The following is a 15,883-nucleotide window of genomic DNA, read 5'->3' on the forward strand; positions in this document are numbered from 1 at the left end:
GGATGCGCGGACCGAGGTCCGCGCACCGTTTTTCGGGCTGCGTGCTCAGAACACCTGTTCGGTGCGGCTGATGATGTCGTCCTGCACTTCCTTGGCGAGCACGACGAACTGTGCGGAATAGCCCGCGACGCGAACCACAAGGTCCCTGTGAGCCTCCGGGTTCTTCTGCGCTTCGAGCAGGGTTGCCCGGTCGATCACGTTGAACTGCATGTGCATGCCCTTGTGATCGAAGTAGGAGCGCACCAGAGACGCGAAGTTCTGCAGGCCGTTGTCGCCAGCAAGGGCGGAGGGCAGGAACTTCTGGTTGTAGAGCGTTCCGTTGGAGGCGATGAAGTGGTCGAGCTTGGCCACGGAGTTGGCCGCCGCGGTCGGGCCCTTCACGTCCTTGCCCTGGCGGGGCGACACGCCGTCGGCCAGAGGCGCCTTTGCGGGACGTCCGTCGGGCAGGGCTCCGACATCCTTGCCGAAGAGCACGTTGGCGGACACCGGATAGATGCCGGCCTGGAACTGGCCACCGCGCGGGTTCCGGTACTTCTCCACTTCCTTGCAGTAGATCTGCGCGCACTTGCGGGCGATCATGTCGACTTCGTCGATGTCGTTGCCGAAGCAGGGCGCACTGTCGAGCATCCGGCGGATGTTCTCGTACTTGCCGTTGCTGCCGCCAATGCCGTTGCCGGCCGCAAGCGTCCGGTAGACTTCGTCCTTCAGCGTCGACATGTCCGTGGAGTTGGAATTGACCAGCACCTGGCGAACCGCGGCGTAGACCTGCTCTTCCGTCGGCTCCGAAGCGCCGTTGCCTGCGGCCGTGGCGCCCTGGGCGAGACCGAAGTTGGCGTCGAGCGCTTCCTTCAGATCGGCCATGGAGAGCGTTTTGTCATCGAAGACGAACTTCTTCATCGCGTAGACGCTGTCACCGCTGTCGGCGACGCCGAAGGCCTGCGGACCGGTAAAATTGTAGATCGCGCCACCTTCCTGCACGGACATGCCGCGGCCCATGCAGTCGTCGACCATGGCCGACAGGAACGGCAGAGGCGCGCGTTCGGCATGGGCGATGTCGACGCAGTTGTCGGCCTCGGCCAGATGCTTGACGAAAAAGGCCATCTGCTTGCCGAAGGCGCCGAAGAAGTCGTCGATCGACTTCCAACCGGACATCTCGCCGGTCACGGGGCCGAGCTGAAGATCGCCGACCTTGCCGTTGTTGAGCGTGATCTCGAGCACCTTGGCGACGTTAAAGAACGCCGCGTCGTGCCAGCCTTCCGTGCGATGGATCGCCTGCGGCTCCACGCAGCCGACGATGCCATAATCGCGGGCATCGGCGAGCGAGACGCCGCGGTTCTGCAGGGCCGGGATGATCACTTCGTCGTTGTAGATCGCCGGCACGCCAAGACCGAGGCGAACGACTTCTGCGGCGCGGTACAGGAATTCGTCGGGCGTGTCCTGCCAGACGCGGATCGAGAAGGAGGGGGCGGGCAGTCGGACGTGGGCGACGGCCTCCATGCACATGTAGGAGACATCGTTGGTGGCATCGAGGCCGTCTTCGGTCTGGCCGCCGACGCACAGGTTCTGGAACACCGCATAGCCGGCAAAGGCCTGCGCGGAGATTTCGTCACGGGTCTTGTTGACGTCGTTCAGCTTGATCCAGATGCAGTCGACCAGTTCCTGCGCGAATTCGCGGCTGATGGACTTGTCGGCCTCCAGGTAAGGCTGCATGTACTGGTCGAAGCGGCCCGGCGAGATGGAGTGGCCGCTGGACTCGATCTGCAGCATGCACTGGACGAACCACATCGTCTGGCAGGCTTCCCAGAAAGTCGTGGCACCGTTTTCGGGCACACGACGGCAGTTCTGGGCGATCTGCTGCAGTTCCTGCTTGCGGGTCGGGTTGTTTTCGCGCTGCGCCAGCTCCTCCGCCTTGTCGGCATAGCGATGGGCGAAGTTGATCGCGGCGTTGTAGGTGATGATGATCGCGTTATAGAACTGCTGCTTCTTGATGTAGGACGGGTCCATCCGGTCCAGAAGTTCAAGTTCCTTGACGGCCTGTGCGATCACGCCGCGGAAGCCGATTTTCATGATCTTGGCGTAGTCGACACAGACGTGGCCAACGCCGCCGAAGTAGTAGTTGCCGACCGTGAAGACGCCGTTGTTGATGCAGTCGTGCGTCTTCTTCGACATGTAGGACGCGGCCAGGTCGCTGGTCGTCTTGCCGGGCCAGTACTTGAAGGCTTCGTGCAGCGCCGCAGCCGTTTCCTTCGGGATCTCGAAGGGGTCGGCCATGCGCGTCGCCATGGTCTCGAATTCCTTCTCGACCCAGTCGAACGAGAACTCGGGGCAGATTTCGGTTGAACGCGGGTTCTTGGTGATTGCGCCGACGATGAGCTCGTCGTCGCGGATGGTGATCGGAAGTTCGTTGAAGATCTTCTCGGCAACCTTGGCCCGGCGAACGATCGCCGGAAGACCTTCCGTCTCCTTGTATGCCTCGGTCGCCAGGACGGCTCGCTCGGATTCAACGTACGGACGCGCATTCAGGATCTGGTTCTTTAACCGGATCACGCGGTCCGTTGGTTTCGTAAAGCCCTTCTCAATCATAGTCTTCTCCAGGCTGTGATGATCCGGCGGACCCTCTCGGTCCGTCGGAGCCGGTTTCTTCAGGTCAGGATTTGCGGGTCGACGAGCCGCACGAATGCGCGCAGCAGCCCCGGATGACCGGGCCAGGCCGGGGCCGTCACAAGGTTTCCGTCGATGACCGTTTCTTCCGGTTCGACCGCGACGAAGTCGCCGCCAACGGCACGGATCTCTGGGGCGACGGCCGGATAGGCCGTCAGCCGGCGGCCCTCGAGTACGCCAGCGGCTGCCAGGATCTGTCCGCCGTGGCAGATCGAGGCGACGGGGCGGTTCGATGTCATGAAGGCGCGAACGAGGGCCAGGATATCGGGATCAAGACGCAGGTATTCGCAGGCTCTTCCGCCGGCGATGTAGAGGCCCGCGTACTGATCCGGCTCCACGAAGGAGAAGCTCGCGTTCAACCGGAACAGATGTCCCGGCTTTTCCGTGTAGGTCTGGTCGCCCTCGAAATCGTGGACGGCGGTCTTGATGACGTCTCCGGTGCGCTTGCCGGGACAAACAGCCTCAACGGAAAGCCCCGCCATTTCCAAGGCCTGGAACGGCACCATTACCTCATAGTCTTCGGAGAAATCTCCGACGAGCATGAGGATATTGCGGGATTTTCTTCCGGACATGATAAGTAGCCGCCAAGTTCTGCCGCTTATTTCGAGAAAAACGTATTCCCGATCGGATAAAACGGTCAACGAGAGGCACTTGACAATGGCGGGTAATTATTTGCGTGAAATGGTCTAGTCGCCAATAGATCGCGGAAATGCAGAGTTTTCAGCTGTTCCCTGTATAGAAATGTCGCGGACAAGAAATTACCTGTCGGGGTAATTTCTTGCGCCAATTGGTAATCTGTTGCGCTCGTTGGGGGCTGTGTCGTTCCCTGCCGCCGTTCTAAGTCCCAGCGTTCGGACTGAATATGCCGAGGCTACTTTTCACGGAAGTATATGAAATAGCTAGCTGAATTGGTTTAGAACTGTGGCGCGGGCATCGCGGATGCGGGCGGTCGACAAGTGCGCAGTTTTGAGAAGTTGTTATCTCGCAAGTTTTTACCAGTTATGAGCAAGTCAATCTCATTGACCCTCTAATTTAATAGGATCTAGTCTTTCGGCTATCGAAGCACCCGAATTCGGGTCGATCTCCGTATTCGCGTAATTCAAGGAATATGACTTGAGCCCGGGCGATGAGCTTCGCCGGGTAGCGTAGATCTGTGCGCGCCGCTTCGAGACAACGGGCGAACGCCTGAGAAAGAAACCGAGCGATCGACATTTGTCCGGGAATGTCACCGAAACGACGACCGACATGCGGTTGGACATTTCTTCACGGGCCGTGTCGATGACGTTGCGCGGGGGATATAATGAGTGCAATCGGTCTACTCGTCGCCTTTGGCGGCGGCATTTTCGGCGCGGCGATCGGGGCTCTGCCGGCCTTCGCATTCGTCGGCCTCCTGACGATGCTGGGTGTGGCCATCCAGCTTGCCATCGCGCCGGCGGCAACCGATTTCTTCGGTATTCCGTTTGGCGTATTCGGGCCTCATGTCGGTGGTTTCGCCTCCGGCGTTGCCGCCGCCGCCTATGCGGCCGCCAAAGGCAAGCTCGATAGCGGCCGGAACATCGTGACCGCCGGCATGGGGCTCAACGCCCCGGACGTGCTGCTCGTCGGCGGAATCTTTGGCATCATCGGATACGTGATCGTCTGGCTCATCGCGATGGTGCCGGATTTCGGACCCGGTCTGGCCTGGACGGACTATCCCGGGATGGGCGTGGTCATCTCGGCGTTCATCGCACGTTTTGCTTGGGGCACCTGCGGGCTTTGCGGCAAGACGCCCGAAGGCGAACGGTTCTTCCACCCCACGGATGCGACGAAGTGGCTGGCGTTCCAGAGCAGCGTCGGACAGCTCGTGGTCATCGGAGTGGGCGTCGGTCTGTTCGGTGGCTGGCTCGGGGTGACCTATGGAACGCCCGGTGCGCTCCTGGCCTTCGGCATCACGGCGGCGAGCCTGCTGTTCCTGACCGTCGGCGTGCTGACCCCCGTCACCCATCACATCGCGCTGCCGGCGGCCATCGTCGGGGTGGCCTCGGGCAGCATCGTGCTTGCCGGCATCGCCGGATTGATCTGCGCCTTCGTCGGCGAATTCTATGCCCGGGTCTTCCTCGATCGTGGCGATACCCACATCGATCCGCCGGCCTGCACGATCGCGACGATGACGCTTGTCTTCAACTTCCTGACCTCGATCGGTTTCTGGGCCTTCCTGCCCGTTCCGGTCTGATCCGCAAGCGGGCCACTCCCGCAGGCGACGGCGGACGCGGGGTCTCGGTTCCTCAACCGGCCTCGTGTCCTCCCCCTTTCTCTCGTCGTGGCCGCCGGCCGCTGGGGCCAGCACCAGAGCGCGCGGCGGAGCGTTTTGTGAAAGAGCAGAAAACCATGATCCTGATCATCAACTGCGGCAGCTCGAGCTTGAAGTACCAGCTCTACAATCCCGATCTGACCGAAGTTGCCGCCAAGGGGCTGATCGCACGGATCGGCGAAAGCGGTTCATACACGGAGCACCAGGCCGGTCAAATGAGAGCCCGCGAGTGTCGGCCCGTGGCCGATCACAAGGCGGCATTCGATGTCATGGTCGGCAATCTGATGCATTCGGATCTGGCGGTCGTGGATGATGCGCGGGCGATCACCGCGATCGGCCACCGCGCCGTCCATGGCGGCGACGTCTTCATGGACTCGACGCTTGTTACCGATACCGTGCTTGAGGAGCTCCACGCCTGTGCGCGCTTCGCACCGCTTCACAACCCCTGCAACATAGCCGGCATCGAAGAGTGCCGGCGGCGTTTTCCCGGGGTGCCCAACGTGGTCGTGTTCGATACGGCCTTTCACCAGAGCGTGCCCCGCGAGGCCCATGTCTACGCGCTGCCCTACGAGCTTTATTCGGAATGCGGCATTCGCCGATACGGCTTTCACGGCACCTCGTGCCGATATGTGAGCAAGGCGGCTGCCGACATTCTCAACCGGCCGCTGGAGGATCTGGATATGGTCATCTGTCACCTCGGCAATGGGGTGACACTCGACGCGGTCAAGCAGGGGCGCTCGGTCGATACCAGTATCGGCTTCGGGACGTTCTGCGGCATCCCCATGGGCACGCGATCGGGCGACTTCGATCCCGCCATCATCTTTCACCTCGTCAAGGAACGGGGCATGTCCCTGGAGGAGGTGGAAGCGCTCTGTTACGAGAAGAGCGGTCTTCTGGGGATCTCAGGTTTCAGCAACGACATGCGCGAAGTGGTGGAGCAGGCCGAGGCCGGCGATGATCGTTGCGCGCTCGCGGTCGATATCTTCGTCTATCAAATCAAGAAGACCATCGGCGCCTATGCCGCCGCAATGGACGGCCTCGATGCGCTGGTCTTCACGGCCGGCATCGGTGAGAACAGCAAGGAGATCCGTTCGCGCGTGTGCGCAGGGCTCGGCGTTCTGGGGGTGCGTATCGACGAGCGCCTGAATTCCATGGTGCGCAACGGTTACCCGAACATCAGCGCGGCTAACGCCTCGGTTGCCACCCTCGTCGTGCCGACGGACGAGGAACGGATGATCGCGCTCGATACGTTCCGGCTGGTCTCGGGCGAGACGCGGGTTCCTCCGCCGATTGCCGCGCTGGAGCCCACCTATGCGGAACGGGTATGATCGATTGATAGTGCGAAGAGCTGCGTTATTTGGGGGCGGGCCGCGTGAGGCCCGCCCTGTGCTTTATCGGAGCCTTGTATCCGGGGAGGCTCAAAGGGCTGCGGTAATGATGATCTCGACCTTGTAGTCCGGTGTCGCCAGCCGTGATTCGCCGCAGGCGCGGGCCGGCGTATTGGCCGGGTCGACCCAGGCGTCCCAGACCGCGTTCATTTCGGCAAAGTCGTCCATCGAGGCGAGCCAGATCGTGGCTTGCAACAGGCGCGACTTGTCGGTGCCGGCCTCCGCGAGCAGCGCGTCGATACGCTTCACGATGGCTTCGGTCTGCGCAGTGACGCTTTCGCCTGGTGCGCCGACTTGCCCGGCGAGCCAGACGAGCCCGCCGTGAACGACCGCCTGGCTCATGCGCGGGCCGATTTCCAGTCTCTTGATGTCCGTCATGGGGTTTCCGTTCCGGGAAAGGGGCGCCTCAGGAAAGGCGCGTTGGGTCAAGTGCGGCGACAATGTCCGCGGGAAGCTTCGGTGTATGGCCGAGACAAAGATCGGCTGCAAGCTGTGAGAGTGCCGGCGCGGTCTGCACGCCGTAGCCTCCCTGTCCGGCGAGCCAGAAAAAACCGTCCGCATCGGGCGCGAAACCGACGACGGGGGTGCGGTCGGAGACAAAACTGCGCAGGCCGGCCCAGCTCCGCTCGACGCGCGTGACCGGCATCGTGACCGCCTGCTCGAACCGATGGAGGCCCTCGGCGAGCACCATGTCGTCGGGCCAGGCGTCATGCGGTTCGGCCGGATCCTCGTCGGCGGGCGAGACCATCAGCTTTCCGGCGTCCGGCTTGGCGTACCATGTCTCCGACGCGCTGGCGACAAGCGGCCAGCGGGTGACATCAATCCCGGAGGGCGGCGGAACGATTGCCGCCGAACGGCGCATCGGCACGAGGCCAACGCGCGCGATCCCGGCCGTTTCGGCAAGAACATCCGCCCACGCGCCAGCCGCATTGACGATGACGGGCGCCTCGAATGTTCCCTTTGGCGTCTCAACGCGCCAGACGCCGCCTGTTCGCGTCGCCGTCTGGACCAGTGCGTCCGTCACGAGGCGGGCGCCGTTCCTGCGGGCAAGGCGGGCAAAACCCTGAAGCAATCGGTCGACATCGATGTCCTGGGCGTCCCGCTCGATGGCGGCCGCCGCGATCTTCTCTCGCCGCAGCAGGGGGAACAGGTCGACGGCCTCTTCCGGCGTGAGCGTTTCCATGCCGTCGGCGCCCTTCAGATAGGCCTCGAATGCGTCGATCTCGTCCTCGCTCGCGATGAGCATCTCGCCGCGCGGGGTCAGCAACGTCTCTTCCGCGATGCCGTCGGGCTCCTTCAGCACAGGCTCGGAGGCCACGTTGAGAGCTCGCAGCGTGGCGTTGCCGTAGTTGCGAATGTAGATGGCGGCTGAGCGACCCGTGGCATGGCGGCCGAGAGCGTCTTCCATCTCCAGCACGATGACGCGGGTATGGGGCGACAGCCGCGCAGCGGCGCCGATGCCGGCGATGCCACCGCCGATGACGAGGATATCTGCCGTCTCGCTCATGCGCTCTGGTACCCGTTCAGGAAGCTCGTCAGGTTATGGCCGAGTTCATCGCAAAGGTAGCCCCCTTCCTGAACGAAAAGCGTCGGCAGGCCCTGCCTGGCGATCGCCTCGCCGATGCGGGCAAAGCCCGGTGTCGTGATGGCGAGACCTTTCAGCGGATCCTTCTCGAAGGCGTCGAGCCCGAGGGCGACGATGAGGACGTCCGCCCCAAAGGCGCGGATATGGCTGAACGCGGTCTCCAGTGACTTGAGGTAATCGTCGTCGCCGGTTCCGCGGGGAAGCGGCAGATTGAGATTATAGCCGCGTCCCGCGCCTTCGCCGCGCTCATGCGCATGGCCCCAGAAGAAGGGATAGAAGCGGACCGGATCGGCGTGAAGGGAGACGGTGAGGACGTCGCCGCGTTCGTAGAATATGCCTTGCGTGCCGTTGCCGTGGTGAAGGTCGATATCGAGGATGGCGGGGCGATGACCTGCCATGCGCAGGCGTTCGGCAGCGATACCTGTGTTGTTGAAGAAGCAGAAGCCGCCGGCGAGATCGGCGAAGGCATGGTGTCCGGGCGGGCGGCTCAGCACATAGAGCGCGTGTTCGCCGGCATGCAGGAGATCTGCGCCCTCGATCGCGCTCTGGGCGGACCAGTAGGCGGATTCCCAAGTGTGGGCGGCTATGGGACAGGAGGTGTCGGCCTGATGGAAGCCGGCCTGACCCACTGCCGAGCGCGGATAGCTCGCGCTGCGCCGGTCGGGATGGACGTTCGGGATCACTTCGTCCGATGCGCCCTCGATCCGGCTCCAGCGGGCATGGATCGTTTCCAGGAAGACGAGATATTCGGGTGTGTGAAGAGCCGCGATGGGCCCCAGACCGTGATCGCTTGGCGCCTGAAACGCGCAACCGGCCTTTTCGGCCCCCGATCGCAGGACTTCGATGCGTTGCGGCTGTTCGGGATTGGGATAAAGCGAGCCGTTCGCCATGAAGTGTTTTGGATCGTGCTTCCGTTGGCGGTCGTCGAAGATGGCCTTCATCGCGTTTTCCTCAAGTCTTCGAGAGCCGGCCCCTTGAGGGTCAGGAAGATCTCGTCCGTGAATTGCGAAAAGCCGAGCCGCTCGTAGAAAGCGCGCGCCTTGGCGTTGTTTCGGTAGACAGCGAGTTCCAGAAACCGGACCGTCCAGTTTTCTTCCGCGGTCGTCAGCGCAGCAGCAAGAAGGCGTCTTCCCAGGCCCGCTCCGCGCGCGGTTGCCGCAACCCACAGATCGGTGACGTAAAGCCCGACCCCGGCATTGGTGGACGAGAAGAGCGGCGAAGCCATAAGCGCGCCCACGATTGCGCTGTCGGCCGGCGTCTTGGCGAGAAGTGCAAAAAAGGCAGGGCTCTCGCAAAACCCGTTGCGCAACAGATCGGCGGTCGTTGCCGCATGGGTGTCTCCGAGATCGATGGAGAGCTGGATCAAGGCCCAGTTCAGCTTTTCGACGTCCTCGGATTTCGCCCTTCGAATGATGATCTCGCTCATGGTCAGAACCGTGTCCTCTCCGCGCCCTTCAGGCCGAGCATGTGACGGGCGTCTGCCGGAGTGGCGACGGTGCGGCCCAATCGCTCGACGATTTCGCGGATCTTCTCTACCTGTTCCGCATTGGACTGCGCCAGTTCGCCCTTGCCGATGAAAAGGCTGTCCTCAAGCCCGACACGGACATGTCCGCCCATGGCGGCCGCCATGGTGGCGAACGGGATCTGTTGGCGACCGGCGGCAAGGACCGAGAACATGTAGTCGTCCCCGAAGAGCTTGTCGGCCATGCGCTTCATGTGCTGGAGGTTTTCAGGATCCGCGCCGATGCCGCCCAGCACCCCGAAAACGAACTGGATGAAGAAGGGGGGCTCGATCGCACCGCGATCGGCGAAATGGCGGAGCATGTAAAGATGCCCGACGTCGTAGCACTCGAATTCGAAGCGGGCGCCGCGCTCCCGGCCGAGCCGGGTGAGCACATGGGCGATATCACGGGGCGTGTTCTTGAAGACGAGGTCGTCGGAGCCTTCCAGAAATGGCTTTTCCCAGTCGTGTTTCCAGTCCGAATGGCGGGAGGCGAGAGGATAAAGCGCGAAGTTCATCGTGCCCATGTTGAGCGAGCACATTTCCGGTTCCGCAGCAATGGGGGCGGCAAGCCGTTCGTCCAGCGACATCACGGCGCTGCCGCCGGTGGAGATGTTCACCACCGCGTCCGAGCGCTGCTTGATCACCGGCAGGAAGGCCATGAAGTGTTCCGGCTTTGCGGAGGGCCGTCCGTTTTCGGGATCGCGGGCATGAAGGTGCAGGATTGAAGCCCCGGCTTTTGCGGCCGCAAGCGCTTCGGCCGCGATTTCGTCAGCCGTAACAGGGAGATACGGCGACATGGTGGGCGTATGGATGGAGCCTGTCACCGCGCAGGTGATGATGATCTCGTCGGTCATGGGACTTAACCTCACCCCGCCTTCAGACGACGACCGGCGGTCGTCTCGACGAATTCGCCAAGTGATGCCTCGAGTGTCTCCAGGATTTCGCCGACATGGGTGGAGGTTGCGATCATCGGCGGGCAGACGAGGAAGTGATCGCCGTCGTAGCCGCCGCGCGTGCGCCGGGAATAGATGATCAGGCCCTTGTCGTAGGCAATGTCGACGAGGGCGGTGTAGGCGTTAAGTTCGCGCTGCAGCGGCGCCAGCGTTTTGCGATCGCCGACCAGCTCGAAGGCGAGAAAAAGCCCGATGCCGCGCACGTCGCCGATGATCTCGTGGCGTTCCATCAGGTCCTGAAGGCCAGCCTTCAGCTCGCCGCCGACGCTCGTAGCATTCTCCATCAGGTGTTCGCGCTCGATTTCTTCAAGCACCGCAAGGCCCGCGGCGCAGGCGAGCGGATTGCCGGCATAGGTGTAGCCGTGCAGGAAGCCACCTGCGTCGAGCACGTTTTCCACGATCTCGTTTGACGCGACCATGGCGCCGAGCGGCACGTAGCCGGCGGCAAAGCCCTTGGAGATCACGAGAATGTCGGGCGCGACATTCCAGTGTTCCGCGGCGAAGAACTTACCGGTGCGCCCGCCGCCCGACATGACTTCGTCGTGGATCAGAAGCACGCCGTATTTCGTGCAGATTTCGCGGATGCGCTGCATGTATCCGGCCGGGGGGACAAGCGCGCCTGTCGAAGCGCCGCCGACAGGCTCGACGATGAAGGCCAGAACCGTCTCCGGTCCCTCGTCGCGGATGCGCTGTTCCAGCATGTCGGCGTAGTGATGGCCTGTCGCTTCGTCGTCCGGGTCCAGATGATCGAGATAGGCGCGCGGCGCCGGGATCTTCGGCATCGGTCGCATCATCGGATCGAAGGCGGCGCTCAAGGGGGCGTAGCCGGTCAGCGCCAGGGCTCCCAGCGTGGAACCATGATAGCTCGGCTGGCGCGAGATCACTTTCCAGCGTTGTGCCTCGCCGATGGCGATGGCGTTCTGGCGGGCGAGCTTGATGGCGCTTTCCACCGCCTCCGATCCGCCGGAGACGAAGAACACCTTGTCCATGCCGGCAGGTGCGAGCGCGGCGGTCCTTGCTGCAAGCCGTTCGGCCGGTTCCGTTTCGAAATGCAGGCGGTAGCCGAAGGTGGATTTCTCCATCTGCCGGCGCATCGCCTCCAGAACGCGTTCGTTGGAATGGCCGATGTTGCAGACCATCGCGCCCGATGACCCGTCGAGATAGCGCTTGCCGTCGAGGTCCCACATGTAGACCCCGCGGGCCTGGTCGAGCATGGGGCGGCGGAGCCGGCTTTGATAGAAGAGGTGGGATTTTGCAGGCGTTGTCATGTCACTCGGCACTCGGAAGGGCCGCGCAGTCGCGCGGGCGGAAACGAAGGCTGACGGCCTGCCCTTCGGCGAAGGGGCGCTCGTCGATCATGTTGATCGCCTGAAGCGGGGTCTCGCCGAGGCGCAGGAAATAACGGGCGGCTTGGCCCTGATAGTCGACGGCCTCCACCGTACCGGGCAGAGCGATGGCGCCGTCGGGCGGATCGTCCGGCGCTGCGACGGTCAGCTTTTCGGCGCGCAGCACGAGCTTTGCCGGTCCTTGACCTTCGATGTGTGGTGCGCGTTCGCGCGGGACCTCGATCCTGCCGATACCGGGAACCTCCAGCACGGCGGATACGGCATCGAGCCCGATGCAGCGGCCCGGGAGAATGTTCGAGGTGCCGAGAAAACGGGCCACGAATTCGCTGGCCGGCGTGGTGTAGACCTCTTCAGGGCCCCCGATCTGCTCAACGTTGCCGTTCGACATGACGACCAGCCGGTCCGACATGGCGAGCGCCTCGGACTGGTCGTGTGTCACGAAGACGGTGGTGACGCCGATGCGGTGCTGGATGCGTTTCAGCTCCACGCGCATGTCTTCGCGAAGGTTCGCGTCAAGCGCCGACAGCGGCTCGTCGAGGAGCAGCACATCCGGTTCGATGACGATGGCGCGCGCCAGCGCGATGCGTTGCTGCTGGCCACCCGAAAGGGCCTTGGGGTAGCGGTCGCCGACCTGCGGAAGCTGAACGAGATCGAGTGCCCTGCGCACCTTTTCCTGCGCATCCGCTTTGGAAACGCCGCGATATTTCAGGCCGAAGGCGACGTTTTCCGCGACTGTCTTGTGCGGGAAGAGAGCATAGTTCTGGAAGACGAGACCGAGGTTGCGCTTGTGGATCGGAATGTCATTGACCCGCCGGCCCTTGATCTCGATGTCGCCTTCGCTGGGGTCAATCAGGCCGGCGATCATGCGCAAGGTGGTGGTCTTGCCGCAGCCCGAAGGGCCCAGCAAGGTCGTGAAGCTGCCTTCGGCGATCTCCATCGACATCCGGTGAACGGCTGTCACCGAGCCGAAGCGCTTGACGATATTGGTCAGGGTTACGGCGCTCACACGCGTTCTCCGCCAAGGGATGAAAAGAAAGGAGCACGGCGCGCGGGTCATCTGCGCGAAGTGATTTCGCAGGAGGGTTTTACGAAAGCCGAAGTCGATTGCGTTGACGTCGGGACGTCAGCCGCAATCACCTCTCCCTTGGGGAGAGGTCGGCGCGTATGCGCCGGGTGAGGGGCGGAGATTTCTCCGTGTCCATTCGAGCGCAACACCCCTCACCCCAACCCTCTCCCCATGGGAGAGGGGGCGAATACGGCCTGTTTCGCGAAAAACGGCCCTAGTACCCCTTCTGGATGCGGCCGAATTTCTTCGACCATTCCTGCTCGTGGCCGTTCCAGTAGGTGGGATCGGCGAAGGTGAGCCCGTCGAGCGTGCCCGTGGGATCGAAGGCCGGCAGGGTCGGGATCTTCTTTCCGAGATCGACCTTGGTGGGGTCGAGCGCCGTTGGGTAATTCTGGCCTTCAGCAACCGCGATTGAGGTCTCCGGCGCCAGCATGAAGTTCAGGAGTTCCTCGCAGGCTTCCATGGGCGAACCCTTGATCACGAACAGGCATTCCTGCCAGCCGAAGCCGTTGGGCGGATCCATGTAGCCGATGTCGTGACCCTGTTCCTGCAGCGCATAGATGCGGCCGGACCAACCCTCGGTCACATAGATCTCTTCCTCCGCCAGAAGACTCATCAGCTCCGCACCGGATGTCCAGTATTTGAGCGCGAGGTCGCGGTGGGCACGGATCGCGTCCCAGATCGCGTCCATGTCTTCCGCACCGTTCGGGTCCTGGCCGGTCTGGAGCGAGGCGTACCAGATGCGCGTGCGCCAGTCGCTCCAGCCGCCAATCTTCCCCTTCAAGGCCTTGTCGATGAGGATTTTTGCGCCCTTCTCCTTCATCTCGTCGTCGGAAATGTGCTTGCGGTTATAGGCAAGGCCGGTGGTGCCGTAGTCGTAGGGCACGCAGGAGAGCTTGCCGTTCGTCACCTTTCGGAAAACATCGACCAGCTTGGGGATGACAAACTTCAGGTTCGGTATGTTGTCCTCGTTGAGTTCCGAGGTCAGGCCGAGACCGTCGTAGCGGGCATAGTCGAAGACGCCGGAAAGATGGGCGATATTGTATTCGCCCGGCTGGCTGGCCTTGACGCGCGAGATGTACTCGTCGCTGCCACCGAAGGTGCCGTCGACCACCTTGATGCCGGTCTTTTCGGTGTAGGGGCCGAATGCGTACTTGCGGAAAGCTTCGGACACGACCCCGCCCCAGCCGTCGAAACGGACCTGTTCGGTGGCCGCGAAGGCGTGGCGGGCGAAGGGCGTCTGGACGCCGTAGGCAAGGCCCGCCGCGCCGATCAATCCCAGGAACTTGCGTCGGTCTAGATCGCCGTTCAGATAGCGCTCCCTCAAGCGCTCATAGCGTTTCGTGTTGTCCATTGTCGTTCCCCTGTCTTTCTCGTGTCTGGATGGCGGTGTTTTTTGTATTCGGGTGCACGCGGTTCTAGCTGCCGCGTTGCATGGCGAGACGTCGGGCGAGCGCCAGCCCCACCAGGGGCAACCCGACGGTCAGGAAGATCATTACGGTGCCGAGCGCGTTGATCTCCGGTGAGATCGAATTGCGCAGCATGGCGAAGATCTGGGTCGGTACGGTCTCCACCCCGCCGGGCTTCCAGAACAGCGTGCCGGTGATGTCGTCGAAGGAAATGGTGAAGGCGAAGAGCATGCCGGCGAAGACAGCCGGCGCCAGCAGTGGCAGCGTGACCTGGAAGAATGTCTGGATCGGGCTCGCACCCAGGCTCAGCGACGCTTCCTCGTAGTCGCGCCGGATGCCGACGAGGCGCGCCTGCACGACGAGGATGACGAAGGGCAGGGTGAAGATCACATGGCCCATTAGCAGCAGCAGGAAGCTCTTGTTGATCGACAGCGCGTTGAGGAACAGCAGCAGGGCGACGGCCAGCACGACTTCCGGCACCAGGATCGGCGCGATCAGGATCGTGGAGATCATGTTGCGGCCAGGCACCCAGTATCGCACCAGAGCGAGGCTTGCGAGGACGCCGAGCGTGGTGGAGATGAGGGCGGTAAGGAGCCCAAGCACGATGGATGTGCGGAAAGCCCTCAGGATCGCGTCGTTGTGGGCGAGCTCGACGAACCAGCGAAACGACAGCCCTGTCATCGGGAAGGACCCGAACTGGCTGGCGTTGAAGCTCAAGAGCACGACGACCGCCACCGGCAGGAACATGAAGAGATAGACGGCGAGTGCCCAGCCGCGGATGATCTGCCAGCCCATCAGCCCAAGCCTTTCATCAGTTGGCCCATGCCGAGGAAGTGGTTGTAGATGAGCACCAGCGCGCCGAGGATCGCCAGCAACATGAGCGAAAGTGCGGATCCGAGAGGCCAGTTGAGCTGGGTGATGATCGCCTCGAAGACGAGGTTGGCGAACATGGCGTCCGTCGGTCCACCCAGCACCAGCGGCGTGATGTAGGTGCCCGCGCTCAGCACGAAACAAAGCAGCCCACCTGCCGCAAGCCCCGGCAGCGACAGTGGCAGGGTGACTTCCAGAAAGCTCTGCCAGCGGGTTGAGCCGAGCGAGCAGGCGGCGTCCTCCAGCGAGGTATCGATACCTTCCAGCGCCACGTAGACGTTGAGGATCATGAAGGGCAGGAGGAAGTGCACGAGGCCGAGGATGACGGTCGTCTCGTTGTAGAGCATCTGGAAGGGTTCGCTGATGAGACCTGTCTCGATCAACGCCCAGTTCACCGCGCCGGAAACGCCGAGGATGTTGATCCACGACATCGTGCGGATGATGTAGCTGATCCAGAATGGCAGCATCAGCATGAGCAGCAGCAGCGCCTTGTTGCCCTTGGAACGGGCGATGAAATAGGCCGCCGGATAGCCCATCACGGCGCAGACCGCCGTGGTGATCGCCGCGATGCGCAGGGTGGAAAAGAGGATGTCGCGATAGAAGGGATCGGTGAGCGCCTCATTCCAGTTGTCGAGGTAGAAGCCGACCTGATCTGCGCCGGTCGCGGTCCGCAGCCAGAACGAATAGACGACGATGAAGGCGAGCGGCACGAACAGTAGAAGCGTCACCACGACAAGCGCCGGGGACAGCAATATCCAGGGTTGCCGCTTTTCGCGCGCCTCGACGCTCATGCCTTCTGCCTTACGTGGAA

General features: G+C 62.7%; 14 protein-coding genes. 2 read left to right on the forward strand and 12 right to left on the reverse strand.

The window, feature by feature from the left end:
• Positions 1–45: 45 nt before the first annotated feature.
• Entirely contained in the window at positions 46–2,547 is a 2,502-nt protein-coding gene (locus V2L18_RS18550) for a glycyl radical protein (protein ID WP_336179804.1), read from the reverse strand.
• A gap of 95 nt (positions 2,548–2,642) precedes the next feature.
• A complete protein-coding gene (locus V2L18_RS18555; RefSeq protein ID WP_336179805.1) occupies positions 2,643–3,233 on the reverse strand; it encodes a DJ-1/PfpI family protein in 591 nt (196 codons plus the stop codon).
• 728 nt (positions 3,234–3,961) lie between these two features.
• On the opposite strand from V2L18_RS18555, the gene V2L18_RS18560 reads away from it, so the two are divergent.
• Complete coding sequence (locus tag V2L18_RS18560; protein ID WP_336179806.1) at positions 3,962–4,873, forward strand: permease; 912 nt, start codon at positions 3,962–3,964, stop codon at positions 4,871–4,873.
• 137 nt (positions 4,874–5,010) lie between these two features.
• Positions 5,011–6,279, forward strand: coding sequence for an acetate kinase (locus tag V2L18_RS18565; protein ID WP_336179807.1), 1,269 nt, complete (start codon positions 5,011–5,013; stop codon positions 6,277–6,279).
• Positions 6,280–6,369: 90 nt separating this feature from the next.
• On the opposite strand, the gene V2L18_RS18570 is transcribed toward V2L18_RS18565, so the two are convergent.
• From V2L18_RS18570 to V2L18_RS18615, 10 genes are all read right to left on the reverse strand, one after another.
• On the reverse strand, positions 6,370–6,717 hold the full coding sequence (locus V2L18_RS18570) for a RidA family protein (RefSeq protein ID WP_336179808.1): 348 nt from the start codon (positions 6,715–6,717) through the stop codon (positions 6,370–6,372).
• Positions 6,718–6,745: 28 nt separating this feature from the next.
• On the reverse strand, positions 6,746–7,846 hold the full coding sequence (locus tag V2L18_RS18575) for an FAD-binding oxidoreductase (RefSeq protein ID WP_336179809.1): 1,101 nt from the start codon (positions 7,844–7,846) through the stop codon (positions 6,746–6,748).
• Positions 7,843–8,865, reverse strand: a complete 1,023-nt coding sequence (locus V2L18_RS18580; protein WP_336179810.1) for a histone deacetylase family protein — start codon at positions 8,863–8,865, stop codon at positions 7,843–7,845. The genes V2L18_RS18575 and V2L18_RS18580 overlap by 4 nt, the downstream gene beginning before the upstream one ends.
• On the reverse strand, positions 8,862–9,350 hold the full coding sequence (locus tag V2L18_RS18585) for an N-acetyltransferase (protein WP_336179811.1): 489 nt from the start codon (positions 9,348–9,350) through the stop codon (positions 8,862–8,864). Before V2L18_RS18585 ends, V2L18_RS18580 begins: the two co-directional genes overlap by 4 nt.
• Positions 9,351–9,352: 2 nt before the next feature.
• Positions 9,353–10,282: a 3-keto-5-aminohexanoate cleavage protein gene (locus V2L18_RS18590; protein WP_336179812.1), complete on the reverse strand. Its 930-nt coding sequence runs from the start codon at positions 10,280–10,282 to the stop codon at positions 9,353–9,355.
• 11 nt (positions 10,283–10,293) lie between these two features.
• The gene (locus V2L18_RS18595) at positions 10,294–11,649 is read right to left on the reverse strand and encodes an aspartate aminotransferase family protein (RefSeq protein ID WP_336179813.1); all 1,356 of its coding nucleotides are present in this window, start codon (positions 11,647–11,649) and stop codon (positions 10,294–10,296) included.
• A gap of 1 nt (position 11,650) precedes the next feature.
• Positions 11,651–12,733: an ABC transporter ATP-binding protein gene (locus V2L18_RS18600; protein ID WP_336179814.1), complete on the reverse strand. Its 1,083-nt coding sequence runs from the start codon at positions 12,731–12,733 to the stop codon at positions 11,651–11,653.
• Between the two features lie 274 nt (positions 12,734–13,007).
• Positions 13,008–14,147: an extracellular solute-binding protein gene (locus V2L18_RS18605; protein ID WP_336179815.1), complete on the reverse strand. Its 1,140-nt coding sequence runs from the start codon at positions 14,145–14,147 to the stop codon at positions 13,008–13,010.
• A 64-nt stretch (positions 14,148–14,211) separates the two neighbouring features.
• Complete coding sequence (locus V2L18_RS18610; RefSeq protein WP_336179816.1) at positions 14,212–14,997, reverse strand: ABC transporter permease; 786 nt, start codon at positions 14,995–14,997, stop codon at positions 14,212–14,214.
• Positions 14,997–15,863, reverse strand: coding sequence for an ABC transporter permease (locus V2L18_RS18615; protein WP_336179817.1), 867 nt, complete (start codon positions 15,861–15,863; stop codon positions 14,997–14,999). Before V2L18_RS18615 ends, V2L18_RS18610 begins: the two co-directional genes overlap by 1 nt.
• Positions 15,864–15,883 lie beyond the last annotated feature (20 nt).

Origin of the sequence: Breoghania sp. JC706 (assembly GCF_037026715.1) — a bacterium.
Taxonomy (GTDB): Bacteria; Pseudomonadota; Alphaproteobacteria; order Rhizobiales; family Stappiaceae; genus Breoghania.